Source organism: Kineococcus radiotolerans SRS30216 = ATCC BAA-149 (assembly GCF_000017305.1).
GTDB lineage: Bacteria > Actinomycetota > Actinomycetes > Actinomycetales > Kineococcaceae > Kineococcus > Kineococcus radiotolerans.
The window spans coordinates 1,130,865-1,151,683 of the sequence record NC_009664.2 but is presented as its reverse complement, the minus strand read 5'-3'; the positions used below and the strand labels follow the sequence as shown (position 1 = coordinate 1,151,683).

Here is a 20,819-nt window from a genome sequence, read left to right as displayed (position 1 = left end):
CGGACGGCGCCGCGAGCGCCCCCGGCGATCGGGTCCCACGGTGACGCCCCCTCCCGCAGGGGGCCACGACCCGGCCGAGAGGTGGACGTGCTCGACCGGGCGTGGGCCGGGCGATCGTCGGAAGGCCCGGCTTGCCGCCCCACCGTCTCCACGAGCTCACGGACGAGCAGGAACCCACCCCCGCCACCACCCGCGGGCAGCGTCGCGCTCCCCGCCGGCGCCTGGCCCGGATCGCCGCCCCCGGCGTCGTCGCGGTCTCCGCGTGCGTCCTGGCCGGCGCGGCCCTCACCTCCGGCCCCGCCCCGCAGGCCGAGGCCGCGGTGCCCGACCGCATCCTGCAGGCCGCCGAGCTGCAGCGGCAGACCACGACCTCCGCCGCCTGGTTCGCGCAGTCCGACGTCCGCGCCGCCAGCGACCAGCGCCTGGCCCAGGAGCGCGCCGCCGCCGAGGCCGCCGCCGCCGCGGAAGCCGCCCGCCTGGCCGCGGAGGCCGCCCGCCTGGCCGAGGAGGCCCGCGCGCAGGCCGCCGCGGAGGCCACCCGCAACGCGCAGCGCGACCCCCGGTCCGTCGCGCGGATCATGGCCGCCGACCGCGGCTGGGGCGAGGAGCAGTTCTCCTGCCTCGACTCGCTGTGGACCAAGGAGAGCGGCTGGGACTACGCGGCCGACAACCCCACCTCCAGCGCCTACGGCATCCCGCAGTCCCTGCCCGGCAGCAAGATGGCCTCCGCCGGGGCCGACTGGGAGACCAACCCGGTGACCCAGATCACCTGGGGCCTGGGCTACATCGAGAACCGCTACGGCACCCCGTGCCGGGCGTGGTCGCACTCCGAGGCCAACAACTGGTACTGACCGCGACCGGCCCCCGGGGCTGATCGCGGCGCCGCGCGGGCGGCCGGGGACGACGGGGTCCCCGGCCGTGACCGGCTCAGGCGCGGTGCTCCGCCCGCCCGGCCCCCCCGCACGGGCAGCCGAACAACCCGCACAGCGCCCGGACGACGTCGTGCTCGTGCTGCACCGGCTCGGGGAACGCCGCCCGCAGCGTCGTGGTGCCCGACCCGATCGTGACCAGGACGTCGAGGCCGTAGCGGTCCACGCCCACGACGGCGACCTCCCGGGTCTCGCGCGCCCGTTCCGGCGGCAGCGCGTCGAGGACCCAGCCGACGAGCGCGTCCCGGTGCCGGGTCTCCAGGTGCACGACGATGCCGTCCTCGTCGTCGTACAGCGGGTCGGGGGCGGCCGCGGTGAACTCGTCGTCCTCCAGCAGGTGCACGCCCCCGGCGGTGGTGACCCGCACGTCGCCCACCTCCAGGCGCCAGACGCTGCGGGTGGCCCCCACGTCGAGCAGGGCGCCCAGCGGGCGCACCGCGGCCGCGGTCTGCGCGACCCGGCGCTGGTCGGCGGGCAGGATCGACTCCACCCAGCCGGTGACGCAGAGCCGGGCGCGGGGGAGGGCGGCCTGCCCCGGCGGGACGTCGAGGACGTCGAGGACGGCCGGGACCCCGTTCCAGCGGCCGTCGGTCTCCAGCTCCAGCAAGCGCCGGTGCAGCGGCGAGCCGTCGTCCACGAGCAGCAGCAGGCCGCCCCAGGCGTCGGTGAGGTGCTGGACGGGGTGGGTCTCGGTGCGGGACCCGGCGCTGCGCCCGCGCGCGGGGGCGGTGGCGGCGAGGACGTCGGGCTCCCCGTGACCGCAGCGGTGGGCGGGCTCCCGCGGGGCGGGGGGCAGGTGCAGGGTGCCGGTCACGGTGCCCACGGCCAGGGTGCGCGCCCACTGGGCGGGCGTGGGGCGGGCGGGCGTGGTCGGGGGCACCCCCTCGGAGGCCGTAGAGTTGGGATCGGTGCGCTCCGAACCCCCCGGCCCTCGGGGGGCTGGTGCCGTGGTCGGCCGGGTCCCCTGGATCCGGTGGGTCACAGTGCCTCCTCGGGCGCGATCGTCCTGGCCTCTCGAGCACTTCTCGAGTGAGGCCAGGCTCACCTTACGATCAGGAGAGTGGAATGAACAACGCCCGACCCAAGGTGCGCATCAGCCGCGCGCTCGGGGTGGCCCTCACGCCGAAGGCCGCCCGCTTCATGGACCGCCGTCCGTACCCCCCGGGCATGCACGGCCGCAAGCAGAAGAAGGCGTCGGACTACGCGACGCAGCTGCGGGAGAAGCAGCGCCTGCGCTTCCAGTACGACGTGAGCGAGACGCAGCTGCGCCGCGCCTACGACCTGGCCAAGCGCAAGCCCGGCAAGACCGGTCAGAACCTGGTGCAGCTGCTCGAGACGCGTCTCGACGCCGTCGTCTGGCGCGCCGGCTTCGCCCGCACCATCTACCAGGCCCGCCAGATGGTCGTGCACCGCCACATCGTCGTCGACGGTCGCCGCGTCGACCGCCCCTCGTTCCGCGTCGTCGTCGGCCAGACGATCGAGGTCGCCCCTCGCTCCAAGACCAAGACGCCGTTCATCGTCGCCCGCGAGGGCGGCTGGAGCGACAACGAGATCCCGGGCTGGCTGGCCGTGGAGCGCGAGGACCTCACCGCCACGGTGAACGCCCTCCCGGTCCGCGAGCAGATCCCCGTGACCTGCGACGAGCAGCTCGTCGTCGAGTACTACTCGCGCTGAGCCTGCCGCACCGCGCACGACGGGCGCCGGTCCCCACGGGGGTCGGCGCCCGTCGTCGTCTCCGCGCGAAACCACGGCAGGACCGCGGCGGGACCGTCCCTCAGAGCCGCGGCGAGCTGCGGTGCGACAGCGACGCCTCGTCGAGGTCGAGCTGCTCCAGGGCCTCCGCGACGGCCTCCTCGGCGATGCGCCCCTCCTCCTGGGCCGCGACCAGCGCCGCCCGCTGAGCGCGGATCGCCCTGCGCCGCAGCGCCACCCCGGTCTCCGCCGCGCGGCGCCCCTCCGAGGCGGCCTCCTGGTCGGCGTCGTCGGCCGCGCGCAGCGCCGCCAGCTGCTCGGCGCGCTCCAGGACCAGCTCGGCCACGTGGCGCTGCACCGGGTCCCCGGCCTCGTCGTGGGCCGCGCGCAGCTCCGCCCGCGCGGTGCGCGAGGACAGCTCCCGCGCCCGGCGCCGCTGCTCGTCCAGCCACTCCCGCTCCTCCGGGGCCTCCAGGTGCAGGCGCCGGATCAGCGCCGGCAGCGTCGAACCCTGCAGCAGCAGCGTGCCGACCGCGACGCCGAAGGCCAGCACCTGCAGGTCCGCCCGGTGCGGGAAGGGTTCCCCGGTGCTCGTGGTGGCGGGGATGCCCGCCGCCGCGGCCAGCGTCACCACCCCCCGCATGCCGGTCCAGGCGATCACCAGGTCCTCCCGGGCGGTGTAGTGCCGCCCGCCGGGGGAGAACCGCCCGTGCAGCACCCGGCGCATGAGCAGACCACCGCCCAGCACCCAGACCGCGCGGACGGCGACGACGGCGGCGAGCACGACGAGACCGGCGCCCAGCAGCCCGGTCGCGCTGGTCCCCGCGTCGAGGGCGTCGGCGAGCAGGAAGCGGAACTGCAGCCCCAGGTAGGCGAAGACGAAGGCCTCCAGGAGCACGTCCAGCAGGTTCCACACCTCCCGCTCGGCGATGCGGGTGGCGTAGACGGTGCGCACCGAGCGGCGCGAGAGCGCGAACCCGGCGGCGACGACGGCCAGCACCCCGGACGTCTCCAGCGCCTCGGCCACCGCGTAGGCGGTGAAGGGGGTCAGCACCGCCAGCGCCGTCATGTTCGCCGGGTTGTGCAGGCGGGTCCGCACCAGGTGCACCAGGCGGCCGAGGACCGCCCCGAGCAGGATCCCGCCGGCGGCCTCGACGAGGAAGAACAGCACGGGGTTCTCGACGAGGGTCTCGGTGCCGGCCACCGCGGCGGTCGCGGTGGAGAACAGCGTCAGGGCCGCGGCGTCGTTGACGAGGCTCTCGCCCTTGAGGGTCGTCAGCACCCGGGTGGGCAGCCCCAGGCGGCCCCCGATGGCCACCGCCGTCACCGCGTCGGGGGGTGAGACGACCGCCGCGAGCACCAGGGCGGTGCCCAGGCCCAGCCAGGGCACGGCGTAGGCCGCCACCGCCCCCACCGCGGCCGTGGTGACGACGACGAGCAGCACCCCGAGGTTGGTGATGGAGCGCCACCGCCGCACGAAGCCGCGCCAGGAGAAGCCGGTCGTCGTGGAGAACAGCAGCGGGGGCAGGACCACCGACAGGATGACGTCGGGCGGCAGCTCCAGCCGCGGCAGCCCCGGGACGAAGGAGACCGCCGCCCCGCACACCGCCAGCACCAGCGGGGCCTGCCAGCCGCGGCGCACGGAGACGATGGTCAGCGCCAGGGCGCCCACCAGGACGAGCAGCAGCTGGGGGAGCACCGGGCCAGTGTCGGGCCGGGAGCCGGCGTCGGCGCGCCGGCCCCGGCCGGACACCTCAGGGGTGGGTCATCGACATGACGTCGAGGGCGGTGTCGAGCTGCTCCTCGCTGACCTCGCCGCGCTCGACGAAGCCGAGCGCGACGACGGCCTCGCGCACCGTGGAGCCGGTGGCCACGGCGTGCTTGGCGACCTTCGCGGCCGCCTCGTAGCCGATCACCCGGTTCAGCGGCGTGACGATGGAGGGGGAGGACTCCGCGAACCGGCGGCAGGCCTCCACGTCGGCCTCGAGGCCGTCGACGGTGCGGTCGGCCAGCAGCTTCGCCGCGTTGCCCAGCAGCCGCGCGGACTCCAGGACGTTGCGGGCCATCACCGGGATCTGGACGTTGAGCTCGAAGGCGCCGCTGGCCCCGGCCCAGGTCACCGCGGCGTCGTTGCCGACGACCTGCGCGCAGACCATGAGCGCCGCCTCCGGCACGACCGGGTTCACCTTGCCGGGCATGATCGAGGACCCCGGCTGCAGGTCGGGCAGCCGGAGCTCGCCGAGACCGGTGCGCGGCCCGGACCCCATCCAGCGCAGGTCGTTGCAGATCTTCGTGACGCTGACGGCGACGACCTTGAGGGCCCCGGACAGCTCCACCAGCGCGTCGCGGGCGCCCTGGGCCTCGAAGTGGTCCTCGGCCTCGGTCAGGGGCAGGCCCGTGTCGGCGGCGAGCAGCTCGATGACCCGCTGCGGGAACCCGGGCGGGGTGTTGATGCCGGTGCCGACGGCCGTCCCGCCCAGGGGGACCTCGGCGACGCGCACGACGGTTGCCTCGACCCGCTCGATCCCGCGCTTCACCTGCGCCGCGTAGCCGGCGAACTCCTGGCCCAGGGTCACCGGGGTGGCGTCCATGAGGTGGGTGCGCCCGGACTTCACGACCTCGGCCCACTCGACGGCCTTGCGCCGCAGCGACGCCTCGAGGTGGCGCAGCGCCGGCACCAGCTCGTTGACGACGGCCGAGGTCGCGGCGACGTGCACGGAGGTGGGGAAGACGTCGTTGGAGGACTGCGAGGCGTTGACGTGGTCGTTGGGGTGCACGGGGGAGCCGAAGCGCTCGGTGGCCAGCGTCGCGATGACCTCGTTGGCGTTCATGTTGGAGCTGGTGCCCGAACCGGTCTGGAAGATGTCGACGGGGAACTCCGCGTCCCAGCGGCCGGTCGCGACCTCCTCGGCGGCGTCGGCGACGGCGCGGGCGAGGTCCTCGGCCAGGACGCCGAGCTCGGCGTTGGCCAGCGCGGCGGCCTTCTTGATCCGGGCGAGCGCCTCGATGTGGGCGCGTTCGAGGCCGGTGCCCGACAGCGGGAAGTTCTCCACGGCCCGCTGCGTCTGCGCGCGGTACTTCGCCGCGGCCGGGACCCTGACCTCCCCCATGGTGTCGTGCTCGATGCGGAACTCGGCGCGGGGATCGGGTGCGGGGGCGTCGGTGACCATGGGCCCATCCTGCCAAGGACCCCGCCCGGGGTGCGCGGACGGTCGGCAGATCACGCTCCGCTCACGATCCGACGAGACCTCGGCGACTCGCGATCTTCCGGATGGCGTCGCGCGGGGGGGAGGTGTAGGCATGGCCAACGAACGAGACGCACGAACCGCACAGACATCCGTGCAGACGATCCAGACGACGACGTCGAGGAGGAGCGGTGGACGGCAGGACGTCCGGAAGGTGGCGCCGACTCGTGGCCGTGGCGGGGGTCGGCGTCGTGCTGGCCGGCTCGCTGACGGCGTGCGGGGACGGATCGGCGGCGACGGGGACGCCGACCCTGAACTGGTACATCAACCCCGACAACGGCGGGCAGCAGAAGATCGCCGAGGACTGCAGCGCCGCCTCCGGCGGCGCGTACTCGATCGAGGTGTCGATCCTCCCCAGCGACGCCGCCCAGCAGCGCGAGCAGCTCATGCGCCGCCTCGCCGGCGGGGACACCTCGATCGACCTCATGAGCCTGGACCCGGTCTTCGTGCCGGAGACGTCGGAGGCGGGGTTCCTCGCCCCCGTGCCCGAGGACCTGCGGGCCACCTTCACCGACGGGGTCGTGGACGGTGCCGTCCAGGGCGCGACGTGGAAGGACGAGCTCGTCGCCGTCCCGTTCTGGGCCAACACCCAGCTGCTCTGGTACCGCAAGTCCGTCGCCGAGGCCGCGGGCCTGGACATGACGAAGCCGGTGACCTGGCAGCAGCTCATCGAGGCGGCGCAGGCCCAGGACACCGCCATCGGCGTCCAGGGCCAGCGCGCGGAGTCGATGACGGTGTGGGTCAACGCGATGATTGCCTCCGCCGGGGGCGAGGTCATCGAGAACCCCGACGCCAAGGGCCCCGACATCCGCCTCGGGATCGACTCCGAGGCGGGGAAGGCGGCCGCCGCGGTGATGCAGCGGATCGCCGACGCCGGGGTGGGGGGCCCGGGCATCGACAACCGCGACGAGGCGGCCACGGCCAACCTGTTCCAGCAGGAGGGCGCGGCGTTCATGGTGAACTGGCCCTTCGTCTACGCCCAGGGCAAGGCCGCCGCCGAGGGCGGCACGATGGACCGGGCGGTCTTCGACGACTACGGCTGGACGACCTACCCGGCGATGGCCGAGGGCACCCCGGCGGCCCCGCCGCTGGGCGGCATCGACATCGCCGTCAGCGCGTTCTCGGAGAACACCGACGCGGCCTACGAGGCGCTGCAGTGCATCGTGTCGGAGGAGAACCAGGCCGCCTACATGGTCTCGGACGGGAACCCGGCCGCGCTGGAGTCGGTCTACGACGACCCCGAGGTGCAGGAGGCGTACCCGATGTACGACGCCATCCGCACGTCGCTGCAGGCCGCCGCGCCGCGACCGCAGACGGCGTACTACAACGAGGTCAGCCAGGGCATCGCCGACCAGTGGCAGCCGGTCTCCAGCGTCTCCGACCGCACCCCGTCGGCCTCGCAGGAGTACATCGGGCAAGTGCTCAAGGGGGAGAAGCTGCTGTGAGCGCCACGACCACCCCGCGCGCCGCCGGGGCGCGCCCCGCCGCCGGGAAACCGGGCAAGGCCCGCAGCAGCGACAAGGCCCGGGCGGAGGCGAAGCTCGGCTGGTACCTGGCCGGGCCCGCCTTCGTCATCCTCGTCGCCGTCACCGGGTACCCGATCCTGCAGGCCCTCTACGAGTCGCTGTTCAGCTACCGCCTCACCGCCCCCGGCGACCGCGAGTTCATCGGCCTGCGCAACTACGGGGTCATCCTCACGGACTCGCTGTGGTGGGAGGCGATGGTCAACACCGTCCTCATCACGGTGGTGACCGTCGCGATCGAGCTGGTCCTGGGTTTCGCCCTGGCCATGGTCATGCACAAGGTCCTCGGCTGGCTGCGGCCCATCGTGCGCACCGCGATCCTGGTGCCCTACGCCGTCATCACGGTCGTCTCGGCCTACGCCTGGCAGTACGCGTTCGCCCTCACGACGGGGTTCATGAACTCCGTCGTCCCCGGCGTCGGCGAGGACTTCGACTGGTTCGCCAACAAGTGGACCGCGCTGCTGGTCATCTGCCTGTCGGAGATCTGGAAGACCACGCCGTTCATCTCGCTGCTGCTGCTGGCCGGGCTGGCCCAGGTGCCCTCGGACACCATCGAGGCCGCCAAGGTCGACGGCGCGACGGCGTGGGAACGGCTGTGGCGGGTCACCCTGCCGAACATGAAGGCGTCGATCATGGTGGCGCTGCTGTTCCGCGCCCTCGACGCGTTCCGCATCTTCGACAACGTCTACATCATGACCCAGGGCGCGGCGGGTACCCAGACCGTCTCGGCCCTGGCCTACAACCAGACGATCAGCCGGCTGGAGATCGGGCTCGGTTCCGCGGTCTCGGTGCTGCTGTTCGTCTGCGTCCTGGTGATCTGCTTCCTCGCGATCAAGGTCTTCAAGGTCGACCTGGCGCGAGCACGAGGGGAGGGCTGACATGGGTGCGATGTCCACCAAGGAGAAGCTCGGCTGGTACCTCGGGGCGCTGCTGATCGTCCTCTACGCGGTCCTGCCGGTCGCCTACATCGTCTCGATGAGCTTCAAGTCCGAGTCGGACCTGGCCAACAAGAAGTTCTTCCCCACCCAGTGGACGACGGAGAACTACAGCGGCATCTTCGCCGGCAGCGGCTCGGACCTGTTCCTGCCCGCCCTGCGCAACTCCGTCATCACCTGCCTCATCGCGACGCTCATCGCGGTGGTGCTGGCGATGTTCGCCGCCTACGCCATCGCCCGGCTGAACTTCCCCGGCAAGCGGGTCGTGCTGACCAGCGCCCTGGCCGTGGCGGTGTTCCCCGTCATCACGATGGTGACCCCGCTGTTCAACCTGTGGCGCCGGGTCGGGCTCTACGACACGATCCCTGGCCTCATCATCCCCTACCTGGCCTTGACGCTGCCGATCTCGATCTGGACGATGTCGGCGTTCTTCCGCGGGATCCCCTGGGACATGGAGCAGGCGGCGCAGGTCGACGGCGCCACCAGCTGGCAGGCCTTCCGCAAGGTCATCGTCCCGCTGGCCGCGCCGGGGGTGTTCACCACGGCGATCATCGCCTTCTTCATCGCCTGGAACGACTTCGTGTTCGGCATCTCGCTGACCTCGACGTCGAGGGCCCAGCCGGTGCCGGCGGCGCTGTCGAGCTTCACCGGGTCCAGCTACTTCGTCCAGCCGACGGGTGCGATCTCCGCCGCGGCCGTCATCGTCACCATCCCCGTGGTCCTCCTCGCCCTGGTCTTCCAGCGCAGGATCGTCGCGGGTCTCACCAACGGCGCCGTGAAGGGTTGATCAGGACATGGCACGCATCGAACTGAGGAACCTCGTCAAGAGGTACGGCGACGGCTTCCCGGCCATCAACGACGTGAGCCTGGACATCGCCGACGGGGAGTTCGTCATCCTCGTGGGCCCCTCCGGCTGCGGGAAGTCCACGCTGCTGCGGATGATCGTCGGCCTGGAGGACATCTCCGAGGGCGACCTGCTCATCGACGGCAAGCGCGTCAACGACCTGGCCCCGCGCGACCGCGACCTGGCCATGGTCTTCCAGAACTACGCCCTGTACCCGCACCTGACGGTGGGGGAGAACATCGCCTTCCCGCTGCGGCTGAACCACTCCAAGGTGCCCGAGAGCGAGATCGCGGGCCGGGTGCAGCGGGCGGCGGACATGCTCGAGCTCAACGACCACCTGGACCGCAAACCCGCCAACCTCTCCGGCGGGCAGCGTCAGCGGGTGGCGATGGGGCGCGCCATCGTGCGCGACGCCAAGGCGTTCCTCTTCGACGAGCCGCTGTCCAACCTCGACGCGAAGCTGCGCGGGCAGATGCGCACCGAGATCGCCCGCATGCAGCGCGCCCTGGCCACGACGACCGTCTACGTCACCCACGACCAGACCGAGGCCCTGACCCTGGGCGACCGCGTCGCCGTCCTGCGCAAGGGCGTCCTGCAGCAGGTCGCCAGCCCGCGGGAGCTGTACGAACAGCCCGTGAACCTCTTCGTGGCCGGGTTCATCGGCTCCCCGCCGATGAACTTCCTCCCCGCGCGGGTGCGCGGGGACGTCCTGGAGCTGCCCTTCGGCACCGTGCCCAAGCCGGCCGTCGTGGGCGGGGAGCACGACGGGAAGCTGCTCATCGTGGGCGTCCGCCCCGAGCACTTCGACGACGTCGAGGTCACCGACGCCCCGGCGGGGGCGGTGACCTTCGACGTGCAGGTCGACGTCACCGAGTGGCTGGGCAACGAGCTGTACGCCTACGTCCCCTTCGAGGCGGAGGCCGAGACGAGGAAGCAGCTCGAGGAGCTCGACCGCGAGCTGGACGGGGAGAGCCTGCGCAACCAGCTCGTCGTGACCCTGGACGCCATGAGCTCCGTGCGCGACGGGGACGCGGCCCGGTTGTGGTTCGACCCGCGGCGGATGCACGTCTTCGACCCCTCCAGCGGGGTGAACCTCACCCGCGACGAGGAGAGGGCCAGGAAGATCGGCGAGCAGTCCGAGGCGCTGCGCAAGCGGTCGCTGGAACGGGCGCAGCAGCAGGCCGCGCGCACCCCCGCCACCGCCTGACGCACCCCCTCCCCGCCGCGGCGGCGGTCCCGCGGGAACCCGCGAGACCGCCGCCGCAGTGCGTTGCGTGAGGGGTGGTGACGGTGCGTCGATAGTGGCGTGGCGAGCGCCGGGACTCCGCCCCGGGCGGGCCGCGCGCGGATATCGTGCGCACGGATCCTCCACCGGGGAGGGCGCGCACACGGCGGAGGCGGACGAGGGTGACTGACGCGCTCGCCCTCGAGACCGCCGGGGACCTCGCGCTGGTCCGCGACCCCGCCCACGGCCTCTCGGTCACCGTCCGCCGCGGCCTGGAGGGCGCCCCCGTCCCGGAGTGGCGCGCCCTGGCCGCCCGCGCGGGTCAGCCGCCCTTCACCGGCCCCGACTGGCTGCGCGCCGTGCACACCCACCTCGGCGCGGGGGAGCCGCTGCTCGTCAGCGTCCGCCGCGACGGCCGCCTGCTGGCCCTCGGCGCGTTCACCGTCCTGCTCGGCTCCCGCCCGCTGCTGACCTTCCTCGGCGCCGGCGCCAGCGACTACGCCGCGGTGCTGGCCGACCCGGACGCCGGCGTCCCCACCTCCCGGCTGGTCGCCGCCGTCGTCGACGGCGCGCTGCGCGAGGTCCCCGGGGCGCTGCTCGACCTGGAGCAGGTGCCCGCGGAGGGAGAGCTGCCGGGGCTGGTGGCCGAGTGGGCCCGGGCCCGCGGCTACACGGTCCGCACCCTGCGCCAGGCCACCGTCCACGCCCTCCCGCTGCCGGCCACCGTCGAGGAGCACGACACCCGCCTACGCCGCCACGCCCGCCACGAGGAACGCCGGCAGTGGCGCCGGCTGGCCGAGCTCGGGGACCTCGTCGTCGTCGACGACCTGCTCCACGACGTCGCCGAGCTGCGCGAGCGCGACCCCGACGCGGCCGCCGACCACCTCGACGAGCTCGTCGCCGAACTCGCCGAGGTCGACGACGCCCACCCACGGGCCGCGCACCGGCGCCGGCCGTGGCGCGGCGCCTCCGGGCGCACCCTCACCGAGGTCCTGCGCACCACGCCCCCCGGGGTGGTGCAGCTGTCCGGGCTGCGCCTGGACGGGGAGCTGGTGGCCTACGCGTTCTGCCTGGCCGGGCCCACCGCGCTGCACGGCTACGTGCAGTCCTACCGGGCCCGCTACGCCGCGACCGGGCCCGGGACGCTGCTGCTGCTGCGCATCCGGCGCCGGGCCCTGGTCAGCGGGTACCGGGAGCTGGACCTGCTGCGCGGGGACGAGGCGTACAAGCGCCGGCTGGACCCCACGACCCGGCACACCGTCCGGCTGCTGCTGGCCCCCGCCACCCGCGAGCCGCTGCCCGCGCTGGTGGACCGGGTCAGCCTGCTGCGCCGCTCCTACCGCGACGAGCTGCGCCGCCACGAGCGGATCGGGCGGGGGGTCGACGCCGTCAGCGGCGCCGCGGAGCGGGTGCTGGGCGACCTCGCCCGCCGGCGGGCCGCCCTGCCCCGGCCCGCGCTGCCCCGGCCCGCGCTGCCCACCCGGGGGCGAGCGAAGCCGAAGCCGCCCGCGCCGGAGCTGCCGACCCCGAAGCCGCTCGCGTCGAAGCTGCCGACCCCGAAGCTGCCCGCGCCGCGGTGGCCGGGCGCGGCCCGCAAGCTGCTGCGTCGCCGCTGACGGGCCCCGCCCGGTCCGGGATCAGGCCGGGGCGGTCAGCTCCGCGCGGGTGGGCGGGTTCGCGCCCGCGCGCGAGCAGGTGATCGACGCCGAGCGGATCGCGGTGGCCACCAGCGACTCCAGCGTCCCCAGCCCGAGGTGGCGCAACCGGGGCAGGCCCTGCGCCCCGAGCAGGTCGTGCTCGTGCAGGGCGTGCAGCAGGCCCGACATGAACGCGTCCCCGGCACCCACGGTGTCCACCACGTCGACCCGCGGTGCGGGGACGTGCAGGGTCCCGGCCCCGGAGACGGCGATGGCGCCCGCGCTGCCGCGGGTCACCACGACCAGCGCCGGGCCCCGGGTCTGCCAGCGGTGCGCGACGACCTCCGGATCCTCCCCGGGCAGCAGCCAGGCCAGGTCCTCGTCGGAGGCCTTGACGACGTCGGCGGCGTCGACGAACTCCTCGACGCGGGCCAGCGCCCGGGCGGGCCCGTCGAAGAAGGCCGGCCGCACGTTGGGGTCGTAGCTCGTCGTCGCCCGCCCGCGCACCGAGCGCAGCAGGCTCAGGGCGGTCTCGGCGCCGGGGGAGACCGCCGCGCCGATCGAGCCGGTGTGCACCAGGGTCACGTCCGGGGCGAGCTCGACCTCGGGGACCCGCCAGAGCAGGTCGAAGTCGTAGGTGGCCTTGCCCTCGGCGTCGATCTCGGCGCGCGCCACCGCCGTCGGGTCGGCGTCGACGGTCCCGGGGAACAGCTGCACCCCGGCCCGGTCCAGGTGGGCGCGCAGCAGCGCGCCGTGCTCGTCGTCGCCGAGGCGGGTCAGCAGGGCGACGTCGTGCTCCAGCCGGCCCAGCCCGTAGGCGACGTTCAGCGGGGAACCGCCGGGGTGCTCGGTGCCCGTCGCGGACCCGGCGGTGCGCACGACGTCGACGAGGGCCTCGCCGACGACGACGGTCCGCGACCGGGGGGAACCCGTCGACGTCGTGCCCGTCATCAGCGCGGGCCGGTGAAGTCGACCGCGGAGTAGGCGCGCAGCTTCGAGAGCTGGTGCTCGCTGTCGACCTTGCGGATCGTGCCGGACTTGGAGCGCATGACGATGCTCGAGGTCGTGATGACGTCGCCGCGGTAGCGGACGCCGTCGACGAGCTCGCCGTCGGTGATGCCGGTGACGACGAAGTAGACGTTGTCGCTGGCCACCAGGGCCTTGGTGTCGAGGACGGCGTCGAGGTCGTGGCCGGCGTCGAGGGCCTTCTGCTTCTCGTCGTCGTCGCGCGGGGCCAGGCGCCCCTGGATCGCCCCGCCCAGGCAGTGCATGGCGCAGGCGGTGATGATGCCCTCGGGGGTGCCGCCGATGCCCAGCAGCAGGTCCACGCCGGTGCCCTCGCGGGCGGCCATGACCGCCCCGGCGACGTCGCCGTCGGAGATGAACTTGATGCGCGCACCGGCGTCGCGGACCTCGTCGGCCAGCTTCGCGTGGCGGGGGCGGTCGAGGATGCAGACGGTGATGTCCTCCACCCAGCGGTTCTTCGCCTTGGCCAGGCGGCGGATGTTCTCCCGCACGGGCAGGCGGATGTCGACGACGTCGGCGGCCTCGGGACCCACGGCGAGCTTGTCCATGTAGAACACCGCGGACGGGTCGTACATGGTGCCGCGCTCGGCGACGGCGAGGACGGCCACGGCGTTGGGCATGCCGCGCGCGGTCAGCGTCGTCCCGTCGATGGGGTCCACCGCGACGTCGCACTCCGCGCCGGTGCCGTCGCCGACGCGCTCGCCGTTGAAGAGCATGGGCGCGTTGTCCTTCTCGCCCTCGCCGATGACGACGGTGCCGTTCATGGAGACGGTCCCGATGAGGGTGCGCATGGCGTTGACGGCGGCGCCGTCGGCCTTGTTCTTGTCACCGCGCCCCACCCAGCGGCCCCCGGCCATGGCGGCGGCCTCGGTGACCCGGACCAGCTCCATGGCGAGGTTGCGGTCGGGGGCCTCGGTGCCGACGGCCAGGGCGGGGGGGAGCAAGGGCGAGGTGTTCTGGGACAAGGGAGCCTCCTGGAACCTCGGCGCCCGCTGCCCCTGCTGGGCGGCCGGCCGCCGACGCGCGTCGTCGGGTGCCGATGCTATCCGTCACCATGGGGACGTGAGCACGACCGGTTCGCCCGACGCCAGCACCTCCCCCGCAGGTGGTCCCTCCTCCGGGGAGGACCCCCGCGGGGTCCCGCGCGGTCCGCGCCGCGGCGGCAACGTGCAGTCGATGGTCCTCTCGATGGCCGTCATCCTCGCCCTGGTCGCGGTGGTGATCTGGCTGGTGCCGCGGCCCAACGCCATCGAGCAGCCCGCCGTCGACGTGGTCAACGCCGCGCAGGGCGCCGCCGGGGACCTGTCCTTCGCCCCGGCCGTCCCGGCCGGCCCGGCGGGCTGGACGGCGACCTCGGCCAACGTGAACCGCTCCACCGACGACGTCATCACCTGGCACGTGGGCTACCGCACCGACGAGGGGGAGTACCTGGCCCTGGAGGTCGCGCGCGACACCACGCCCGGCTGGCTCAAGGCCCAGACCCAGAGCGGCGCGGCGCAGGGGACGCGCGCGGTGCGGGGGCAGGACTGGAACGCGTACCTGCAGGAGGACCGCCGGCGCTACAGCCTCGTGCGCACCCAGGACGGGGTGAGCGTGCTCGTCACCGGCGAGGGCGGCTACGACGTCCTGGCCGAGCTCGCCACCGCCACCCTCGACGGCTGGGACGCGGCCGGCACGCCCTGGGGCGCGAAGGCCTGAGCCTCAGCCCGACCCCTCCTCCGCCCCCTCCGCCTCCGGCTCGGCGCGGGCGGCGTCCAGGCGGGCGCGCGCGCCGTCCAGCCACTGCTGGCAGCGGTCGGCCAGCGCCTCCCCGCGCTCCCACAGCGCCAGGGCCTCCTCCAGGCCGGTGCCGCCGGTCTCCAGCCGGCGCACCACGTCGAGGAGCTCGTCGCGGGCCTGCTCGTAGCTGAGCCCGCTGGGACTGTCCTGATCCGGCACCGGGCGAGGCTACTGGTCCGGCCCCGTCGGCGCGGCCACCGCCGCCACCTCCCCGTCGGGCAGTCGGACCCGCAGCCGGGTGCCCGCGGGGGCGTCGGCGGGGGTGCGGACCAGCCCCCCGTCGGGGCGCTGCACCACGGCGTACCCGCGCAGCAGCGTCGAGCGCGGCGACAGCGCCCGCACGCTCGTGCGCAGGTGGTCCACGTCGACGCGGGCCCGCTCCAGCCGGTGGTCCAGCCCGCGGCGGGCGCGGGCGCGCAGGTCGTCGACCTCCTGGGCGCGCCGGTCGACCAGGACGTGCGGGGCGGCCAGCACCGGGCGGCTGCGCAGCGCGGCCAGGGTGTGCTCCTCGCGCTCCACGCGGGTGTCGACGGCCTGGTGGACCCGCCGGCGCAGGGCCTCCAGCCGGGCCAGCTCCTCCGCCGCGTCGGGCACGACGCGGCGGGCCGCGTCGGTGGGCGTGGAGGCGCGGACGTCGGCGACCAGGTCCAGCAGCGGGGAGTCCACCTCGTGCCCGATGGCGGAGACGACGGGGGTGCGGGCGGCCGCGACGGCCCGCAGCAGGGTCTCGTTGCTGAAGGGCAGCAGGTCCTCGACGGCCCCCCCGCCGCGGGCGATGACGACGACGTCGACCTCGGGCAGCGCGTCGAGCTCGGCCAGCGCCGCCACCACCTCGGTCACGGCGTTCGGGCCCTGCACCGCGACCTCGCGGACCTCGAAGCGCACCGAGGGCCAGCGCAGCCGCGCGTTCTCCACCACGTCGCGCTCGGCGGCGCTGGCCCGCCCGCACACCAGCCCCACGGTGCGCGGCAGGAAGGGCAGGGCGCGCTTGCGGGAGGCGTCGAAGAGGCCCTCCCCGCGCAGCACCCGCTTGAGGTGCTCCAGGCGGGCCAGCAGCTCGCCCACCCCGACGGGGCGGACGTCGTCGGCGGCCAGGCTCAGGGTGCCGCGCTTGGCGAAGAACTCCGGGCGGGCGTGGACGACGACCCGGGTGCCGTGGGCGAGGCCGTCGGGCAGGGTCTCGCGCAGGCGGCCCAGGACGCGCCGGGTGATCGTCACCGGCAGGGACATGTCGGTGTCGGCGTCGCGCAGGGTGACGAAGACCACCGAGGCCCCGGGCCGGTCGTTGACCTGCACGACCTGGCCCTCGACCCACGTCCAGGGCATCTTCGCGATGTAGGCGTCCATCTTGGCCGCCAGCAGCCGCACCGGCCACGGGTTCTCCGCCGTCGTCCCCCCGGCGGTGGTGGGGCGCAGGCGCGGGGCGGGGTCGGCGGCGGGCACGGGCCCCATCCTCCCCCAACCCTCCCCGCGGGCCCCGGCTCGTGGCCTCGTGGCCCGCCCGCGGCGCACTTACCATGGAGCGGTGACGCCTGCCCCGCTCGACACCGCGGACCCCGTGGCCCCCGCCGACGACTGCAACGACACCTCGACGCTGGCCGCGAGCGGCCGGCGCCCGGCGTGGGACGGCCGCAAGCGCGTCCTGCTCGCCGCCCCCCGCGGCTACTGCGCCGGGGTGGACCGGGCCGTGATCGCCGTCGAGAAGGCGCTGGAGCTGTACGGGGCGCCGGTCTACGTCCGCAAGGAGATCGTGCACAACAAGCACGTCGTGCGGACGCTGTCCGAGCGCGGGGCCGTCTTCGTCGACGAGACCGACGCCGTCCCCGAGGGCGAGCACCTGGTGTTCTCCGCGCACGGGGTCAGCCCCGCGGTGCGCGAGGCCGCGGCGGCGCGCTCGCTGCAGACCATCGACGCGACCTGCCCGCTGGTGACGAAGGTGCACAAGGAGGCCGTCCGCTTCGCCAAGCAGGACGCCGAGATCCTGCTCATCGGCCACACCGGCCACGAGGAGGTCGAGGGCACCGCGGGCGAGGCGCCGGACCACATCACCGTCGTGGACAGCCCCGAGGTCGCCGACACGATCCAGGTCAAGGACCCCGACAACCTCGTCTGGCTCTCGCAGACGACGCTGTCGGTGGACGAGACGATGGAGACCGTCCGCCGCCTGCGGCAGCGCTTCCCGAACCTGCAGGACCCGCCGAGCGACGACATCTGCTACGCCACCTCCAACCGGCAGGTGGCGGTGAAGAAGATCGCCCCCGAGGCCGACCTGGTCATCGTCGTCGGCTCGGCGAACTCCTCGAACTCCGTGCGCCTGGTCGAGGTCGCCCTCGACGCCGGGGCCCGCGCCTCCCACCGCGTCGACGGGGCCCACGAGGTCGACGACGCCTGGTTCGAGGGCGTCACGACCGTGGGGGTGACCTCCGGCGCCTCGGTGCCCGAGATCCTCGTGCGCGAGGTGCTGGAGCTGCTCGCCGCCCGCGGCTACGGGCAGGTCGAGGAGGTCACGACCGCGCAGGAGGACCTCGTCTTCTCGCTGCCCACCGACCTGCGCCGCGACCTCAAGGCCGGCCCGGGGCCGCGGCGCTCGCTGCCCGTCACCCCGGTCTGAGCGGGGCGGGGCCCCGGGTCCCGGCCCCGCCGTGCGGCGACGGTCCGCGCGGGCGGGGCCGGGCAGCGTAAGCTCCCGTACCCGTGGCACTCACCATCGGCATCGTCGGCCTGCCCAACGTCGGCAAGTCCACGCTCTTCAACGCGCTCACGAAGAACGACGCGCTCGCGGCGAACTACCCGTTCGCCACCATCGAGCCCAACGTCGGCGTCGTGGCCCTCCCCGATCCCCGCCTGGACGAGCTCGCGAGGGTCTTCTCCAGCGAGAAGACCGTCCCCGCGATGGTGTCGTTCGTCGACATCGCGGGCATCGTCAAGGGCGCCAGCGAGGGGGAGGGGCTGGGGAACAAGTTCCTCGCCAACATCCGGGAGGCCGACGCGATCTGCCAGGTGACCCGGGCCTTCGCCGACCCCGACGTCGTCCACGTGGCCGGCGCCGTCGACCCGGCCGACGACATCGAGACCGTGCACACCGAGCTCGTGCTCGCCGACATGCAGACCCTCGAGCGCGCGATCCCGCGGCTGGAGAAGGAGGTCAAGGGCAAGAAGGCCGACCCCGCCGTGCTGCGGGCCGCCCAGGCCGCCCAGGCCGTCCTCGACTCCGGCCGCACGCTGTACGCGGCGACGGCGAAGGACGACGTCGACGTGGCGCTGCTCAAGGAGCTCGGCCTGCTGACGACCAAGCCCTTCCTCTACGTCTTCAACGTCGACGAGACCGTCCTGGGTGACGCGGCCCGGATGCAGGAGCTGCGCGACCTGGTGGCCCCGGCCGAGGCGGTCTTCCTCGACGCGAAGCTGGAGTCCGAGCTCGCGGAGCTGTCGGCCGAGGAGGCCGCGGAGCTGCTGGAGTCCGTCGGTCAGTCGGAGTCCGGGCTGGACCAGCTCGCCCGCGTCGGCTTCGCGACCCTCGGGCTGCAGACCTACCTGACCGCCGGGCCCAAGGAGTCGCGGGCGTGGACGATCCCGCGGGGTGCCACCGCCCCCCAGGCCGCGGGGGTCATCCACACCGACTTCCAGCGCGGCTTCATCAAGGCCGAGGTGGTGTCCTTCGAGGACCTCACCGCGGCCGGGTCGATGGCCGAGGCGAAGGCGGCGGGGAAGGTCCGCATCGAGGGCAAGGACTACGTCATGGCCGACGGCGACGTGGTGGAGTTCCGCTTCAACGTCTGAGGCCCCGAAACACGGCCGGAACAATCACGACACGTCCCGGAAACGATTCAGCGACGATCCGGCCCGGGAGGCCTCCGGGCCTGGCCCCGCGGGACCGGGTGTGCGACGGTGCGGGGGCGGTGGGGTCGACGGGGATCCCACCGTCCCCCGGGCCGCCGCCGCCCGGCGACCGGACCGCAACGACATCGTTACGTGCCGTCCCGATCGCCCCTCCCAGGCCCCTGACCTGCGGTTCTTCCCGGCGCGGCCGGCGGGAGGCACCCCCCGCGGTGCGCGGTGGGGCCTAGGCGGGGGGACAATGGGGACCCGGTGCCCCGGACGGCGAGGTCCTCGTGTCGGAGCGCGTCCGAAAACGGCTTGACCGGGTGTTAACGTGCTTTCCGACCTTTCAGGTGGACATCCTGCGCGGCAGGAGTCGCCGAGGTTGGGCAACATGCCCAACGTGTCACGCCCCCCGAGGAGGAGTTCCACCTTGAGCAGCTTCGAGAAGGACGACGACCTGAAGCCCGCCACCCGGCGCGTGGGGATCGTCTCCCGCGGACCGGTCCTGACCCGCCGCGACGGCCTGAAGGGCATCATCGGCGCGGCGGCCCTGACGACGCTGGCGGCCTGCGGCGGCAGCGACGAGGAGGGCGGCTCCGGCGAGGGCGCCAGCAGCGGCGGCGGCACCGGCGGCGACATCGTCGTCAACGGCACCGAGCCGCAGAACAAGCTCGTCCCCACCAACACCAACGAGGTCGGCGGCGGTCGCCTGCTCGACTCGCTGTGGGCCGGTCTCGTCTACTACAAGGCCGACGGCACCCCCGAGAACGACATCGCGGACTCCATCGAGACGACCGACGCGCAGAACTACACCATCAAGATCAAGTCCGGTCAGACGTTCTCGGACGGCTCCCCGGTCACCGCGAAGTCCTTCGTGGACGCGTGGAACTACGGCGCCCTGGGCACCAACGCCCAGCTCTCCAGCTACTTCTTCGAGCCCATCCAGGGCTTCCCCGAGGTGCAGGCCGAGCCGCCGACCGCGCAGACCATGTCCGGCCTGAAGGTCGTCGACGACACCACCTTCACCGTCGCCCTCCTGCAGCCGGAGTCGGACTTCCCGCTCCGCCTGGGCTACTCCGCCTTCTACCCGCTGCCCGAGACCGCCTACGCCGACATCGAGGCCTACGGCGAGAACCCGATCGGCAACGGCCCGTACAAGCTGGCCCAGGAAGGCGCCTGGCAGCACAACGTGCGGATCGACCTCGTCGTCAACGAGGCCTACGACGGTCCGCGCAAGGCGCAGAACGACTCCCTGGCCTTCGTCTTCTACGAGACCTACGACGCGGCCTACTCCGACCTGCAGTCGGGCAACCTCGACGTGCTGGACAACATCCCCAGCTCGGCGCTGGCCACCTTCCAGGACGACCTGGGCGAGGGCGCGGTCAACCAGCCCGCGGCGATCTTCCAGTCCTTCTGCATCCCGGAGTCGCTGCCCGGCTTCGGCGGCGAGGAGGGCAAGCTGCGTCGCCAGGCGCTGTCCCACGCCTTCGACCGCGCGCAGATCTGCACCACCGTCTTCAACGAGACCCGCACCCCGGCCAAGGACTTCTCCTCCCCGGTCATCGCGGGCTACTCCGAGACGGTCGAGGGCAACGAGGTCCTGGACTTCGACGCGGCCCGGGCCAAGGAGCTGTGGGAGCAGGCCAACGCCATCGCCCCCTGGAACGGCAGCACCTTCACCATCGCCTACAACGTCGACGGCGACCACCAGGCGTGGGTCGACGCGGTGACCGGCTACATCCGCCAGAACCTGGGGATCCAGGCCGAGGGCAAGCCGTACCCGACGTTCGCGCAGATCCGCACCGAGATCACCAACCGCAGCATCACCGGCGCCTTCCGCACCGGCTGGCAGGCCGACTACCCCGGCCTGTACAACTTCCTCGCCCCGATCTACGCGACGGGCGCGGGCTCGAACGACGGCGACTACACCAACCCCGAGTTCGACGCGCTGCTGGAGAAGGCGGCCGGCACCACCGACCAGGACGAGGCGAACAAGACGCTGCAGCAGGCGCAGACCATCCTGTTCAGCGACCTGCCCGTCATCCCGCTGTGGTACTCCAACGCCAGCGGCGGCTTCACCGAGGCGGCGAAGAACGTGCAGTTCGGGTGGAACAGCGTCCCGCTGTACTACCAGATCACCAAGTCCTGACGTGAGGGACCGG

Annotated in this window: 18 protein-coding genes; 11 read left to right on the top strand and 7 right to left on the bottom strand. The window is 73.7% G+C overall.

Annotated features, from left to right (window positions below; genetic code table 11):
* Positions 1 to 131: 131 nt before the first annotated feature.
* On the top strand, positions 132 to 851 hold the full coding sequence (locus tag KRAD_RS26520) for an aggregation-promoting factor C-terminal-like domain-containing protein (protein WP_203417498.1): 720 nt from the start codon (positions 132 to 134) through the stop codon (positions 849 to 851).
* 76 nt (positions 852 to 927) lie between these two features.
* On the opposite strand, the gene KRAD_RS05555 is transcribed toward KRAD_RS26520, so the two are convergent.
* Positions 928 to 1,809, bottom strand: coding sequence for a DUF2470 domain-containing protein (locus KRAD_RS05555; protein ID WP_041291919.1), 882 nt, complete (start codon positions 1,807 to 1,809; stop codon positions 928 to 930).
* 185 nt (positions 1,810 to 1,994) lie between these two features.
* Here KRAD_RS05555 and rpsD point away from each other — a divergent pair, with 185 nt between their 5' ends.
* The gene (rpsD, locus tag KRAD_RS05550) at positions 1,995 to 2,603 is read left to right on the top strand and encodes a 30S ribosomal protein S4 (protein WP_012084550.1); all 609 of its coding nucleotides are present in this window, start codon (positions 1,995 to 1,997) and stop codon (positions 2,601 to 2,603) included.
* Between the two features lie 100 nt (positions 2,604 to 2,703).
* Here the strand turns inward: rpsD and KRAD_RS05545 are convergent, their stop codons facing one another.
* Both KRAD_RS05545 and KRAD_RS05540 read right to left on the bottom strand, forming a co-directional pair.
* Positions 2,704 to 4,320, bottom strand: coding sequence for a Na+/H+ antiporter (locus KRAD_RS05545; protein ID WP_041292730.1), 1,617 nt, complete (start codon positions 4,318 to 4,320; stop codon positions 2,704 to 2,706).
* Between the two features lie 55 nt (positions 4,321 to 4,375).
* The gene (locus tag KRAD_RS05540) at positions 4,376 to 5,791 is read right to left on the bottom strand and encodes a class II fumarate hydratase (protein WP_012084548.1); all 1,416 of its coding nucleotides are present in this window, start codon (positions 5,789 to 5,791) and stop codon (positions 4,376 to 4,378) included.
* 206 nt (positions 5,792 to 5,997) lie between these two features.
* Between KRAD_RS05540 and KRAD_RS05535 the strand changes: the two genes are divergently transcribed.
* From KRAD_RS05535 to KRAD_RS05515, 5 genes are all read left to right on the top strand, one after another.
* Positions 5,998 to 7,311, top strand: a complete 1,314-nt coding sequence (locus KRAD_RS05535; protein WP_012084547.1) for an extracellular solute-binding protein — start codon at positions 5,998 to 6,000, stop codon at positions 7,309 to 7,311.
* Positions 7,308 to 8,267, top strand: a complete 960-nt coding sequence (locus tag KRAD_RS05530) for a carbohydrate ABC transporter permease (protein ID WP_012084545.1) — start codon at positions 7,308 to 7,310, stop codon at positions 8,265 to 8,267. The genes KRAD_RS05535 and KRAD_RS05530 overlap by 4 nt, the downstream gene beginning before the upstream one ends.
* A 10-nt stretch (positions 8,268 to 8,277) precedes the next feature.
* Positions 8,278 to 9,111, top strand: coding sequence for a carbohydrate ABC transporter permease (locus KRAD_RS05525; RefSeq protein ID WP_041292729.1), 834 nt, complete (start codon positions 8,278 to 8,280; stop codon positions 9,109 to 9,111).
* A gap of 7 nt (positions 9,112 to 9,118) precedes the next feature.
* Positions 9,119 to 10,375 (top strand): ABC transporter ATP-binding protein, encoded by a 1,257-nt coding sequence (locus KRAD_RS05520; RefSeq protein WP_012084543.1) that lies wholly within the window; start codon positions 9,119 to 9,121, stop codon positions 10,373 to 10,375.
* A gap of 200 nt (positions 10,376 to 10,575) precedes the next feature.
* Positions 10,576 to 12,009 carry a GNAT family N-acetyltransferase gene (locus KRAD_RS05515; RefSeq protein ID WP_012084542.1) on the top strand — a complete coding sequence of 478 codons (1,434 nt, stop codon included), beginning with the start codon at positions 10,576 to 10,578 and terminating at the stop codon, positions 12,007 to 12,009.
* Positions 12,010 to 12,030: 21 nt separating this feature from the next.
* Here the strand turns inward: KRAD_RS05515 and KRAD_RS05510 are convergent, their stop codons facing one another.
* Both KRAD_RS05510 and glpX read right to left on the bottom strand, forming a co-directional pair.
* Positions 12,031 to 12,981 carry a carbohydrate kinase family protein gene (locus KRAD_RS05510; protein WP_012084541.1) on the bottom strand — a complete coding sequence of 317 codons (951 nt, stop codon included), beginning with the start codon at positions 12,979 to 12,981 and terminating at the stop codon, positions 12,031 to 12,033.
* Entirely contained in the window at positions 12,981 to 13,946 is a 966-nt protein-coding gene (gene glpX, locus KRAD_RS05505) for a class II fructose-bisphosphatase (protein ID WP_083781967.1), read from the bottom strand. The genes KRAD_RS05510 and glpX overlap by 1 nt, the downstream gene beginning before the upstream one ends.
* A 172-nt stretch (positions 13,947 to 14,118) precedes the next feature.
* Between glpX and KRAD_RS23975 the strand changes: the two genes are divergently transcribed.
* On the top strand, positions 14,119 to 14,754 hold the full coding sequence (locus tag KRAD_RS23975) for a DUF4245 domain-containing protein (RefSeq protein ID WP_012084539.1): 636 nt from the start codon (positions 14,119 to 14,121) through the stop codon (positions 14,752 to 14,754).
* A 3-nt stretch (positions 14,755 to 14,757) separates the two neighbouring features.
* Here KRAD_RS23975 and KRAD_RS05495 read toward each other — a convergent pair whose 3' ends face one another.
* Both KRAD_RS05495 and xseA read right to left on the bottom strand, forming a co-directional pair.
* Entirely contained in the window at positions 14,758 to 14,994 is a 237-nt protein-coding gene (locus tag KRAD_RS05495) for an exodeoxyribonuclease VII small subunit (protein ID WP_012084538.1), read from the bottom strand.
* 9 nt (positions 14,995 to 15,003) lie between these two features.
* Positions 15,004 to 16,287, bottom strand: coding sequence for an exodeoxyribonuclease VII large subunit (gene xseA, locus KRAD_RS05490; protein WP_012084537.1), 1,284 nt, complete (start codon positions 16,285 to 16,287; stop codon positions 15,004 to 15,006).
* Between the two features lie 73 nt (positions 16,288 to 16,360).
* Here xseA and KRAD_RS05485 point away from each other — a divergent pair, with 73 nt between their 5' ends.
* From KRAD_RS05485 to KRAD_RS05475, 3 genes are all read left to right on the top strand, one after another.
* The gene (locus KRAD_RS05485) at positions 16,361 to 17,446 is read left to right on the top strand and encodes a 4-hydroxy-3-methylbut-2-enyl diphosphate reductase (RefSeq protein WP_012084536.1); all 1,086 of its coding nucleotides are present in this window, start codon (positions 16,361 to 16,363) and stop codon (positions 17,444 to 17,446) included.
* A gap of 83 nt (positions 17,447 to 17,529) precedes the next feature.
* Positions 17,530 to 18,615 carry a redox-regulated ATPase YchF gene (gene ychF, locus KRAD_RS05480; protein ID WP_012084535.1) on the top strand — a complete coding sequence of 362 codons (1,086 nt, stop codon included), beginning with the start codon at positions 17,530 to 17,532 and terminating at the stop codon, positions 18,613 to 18,615.
* 547 nt (positions 18,616 to 19,162) lie between these two features.
* On the top strand, positions 19,163 to 20,806 hold the full coding sequence (locus KRAD_RS05475; protein ID WP_375791719.1) for a peptide ABC transporter substrate-binding protein: 1,644 nt from the start codon (positions 19,163 to 19,165) through the stop codon (positions 20,804 to 20,806).
* Positions 20,807 to 20,819: the final 13 nt, after the last annotated feature.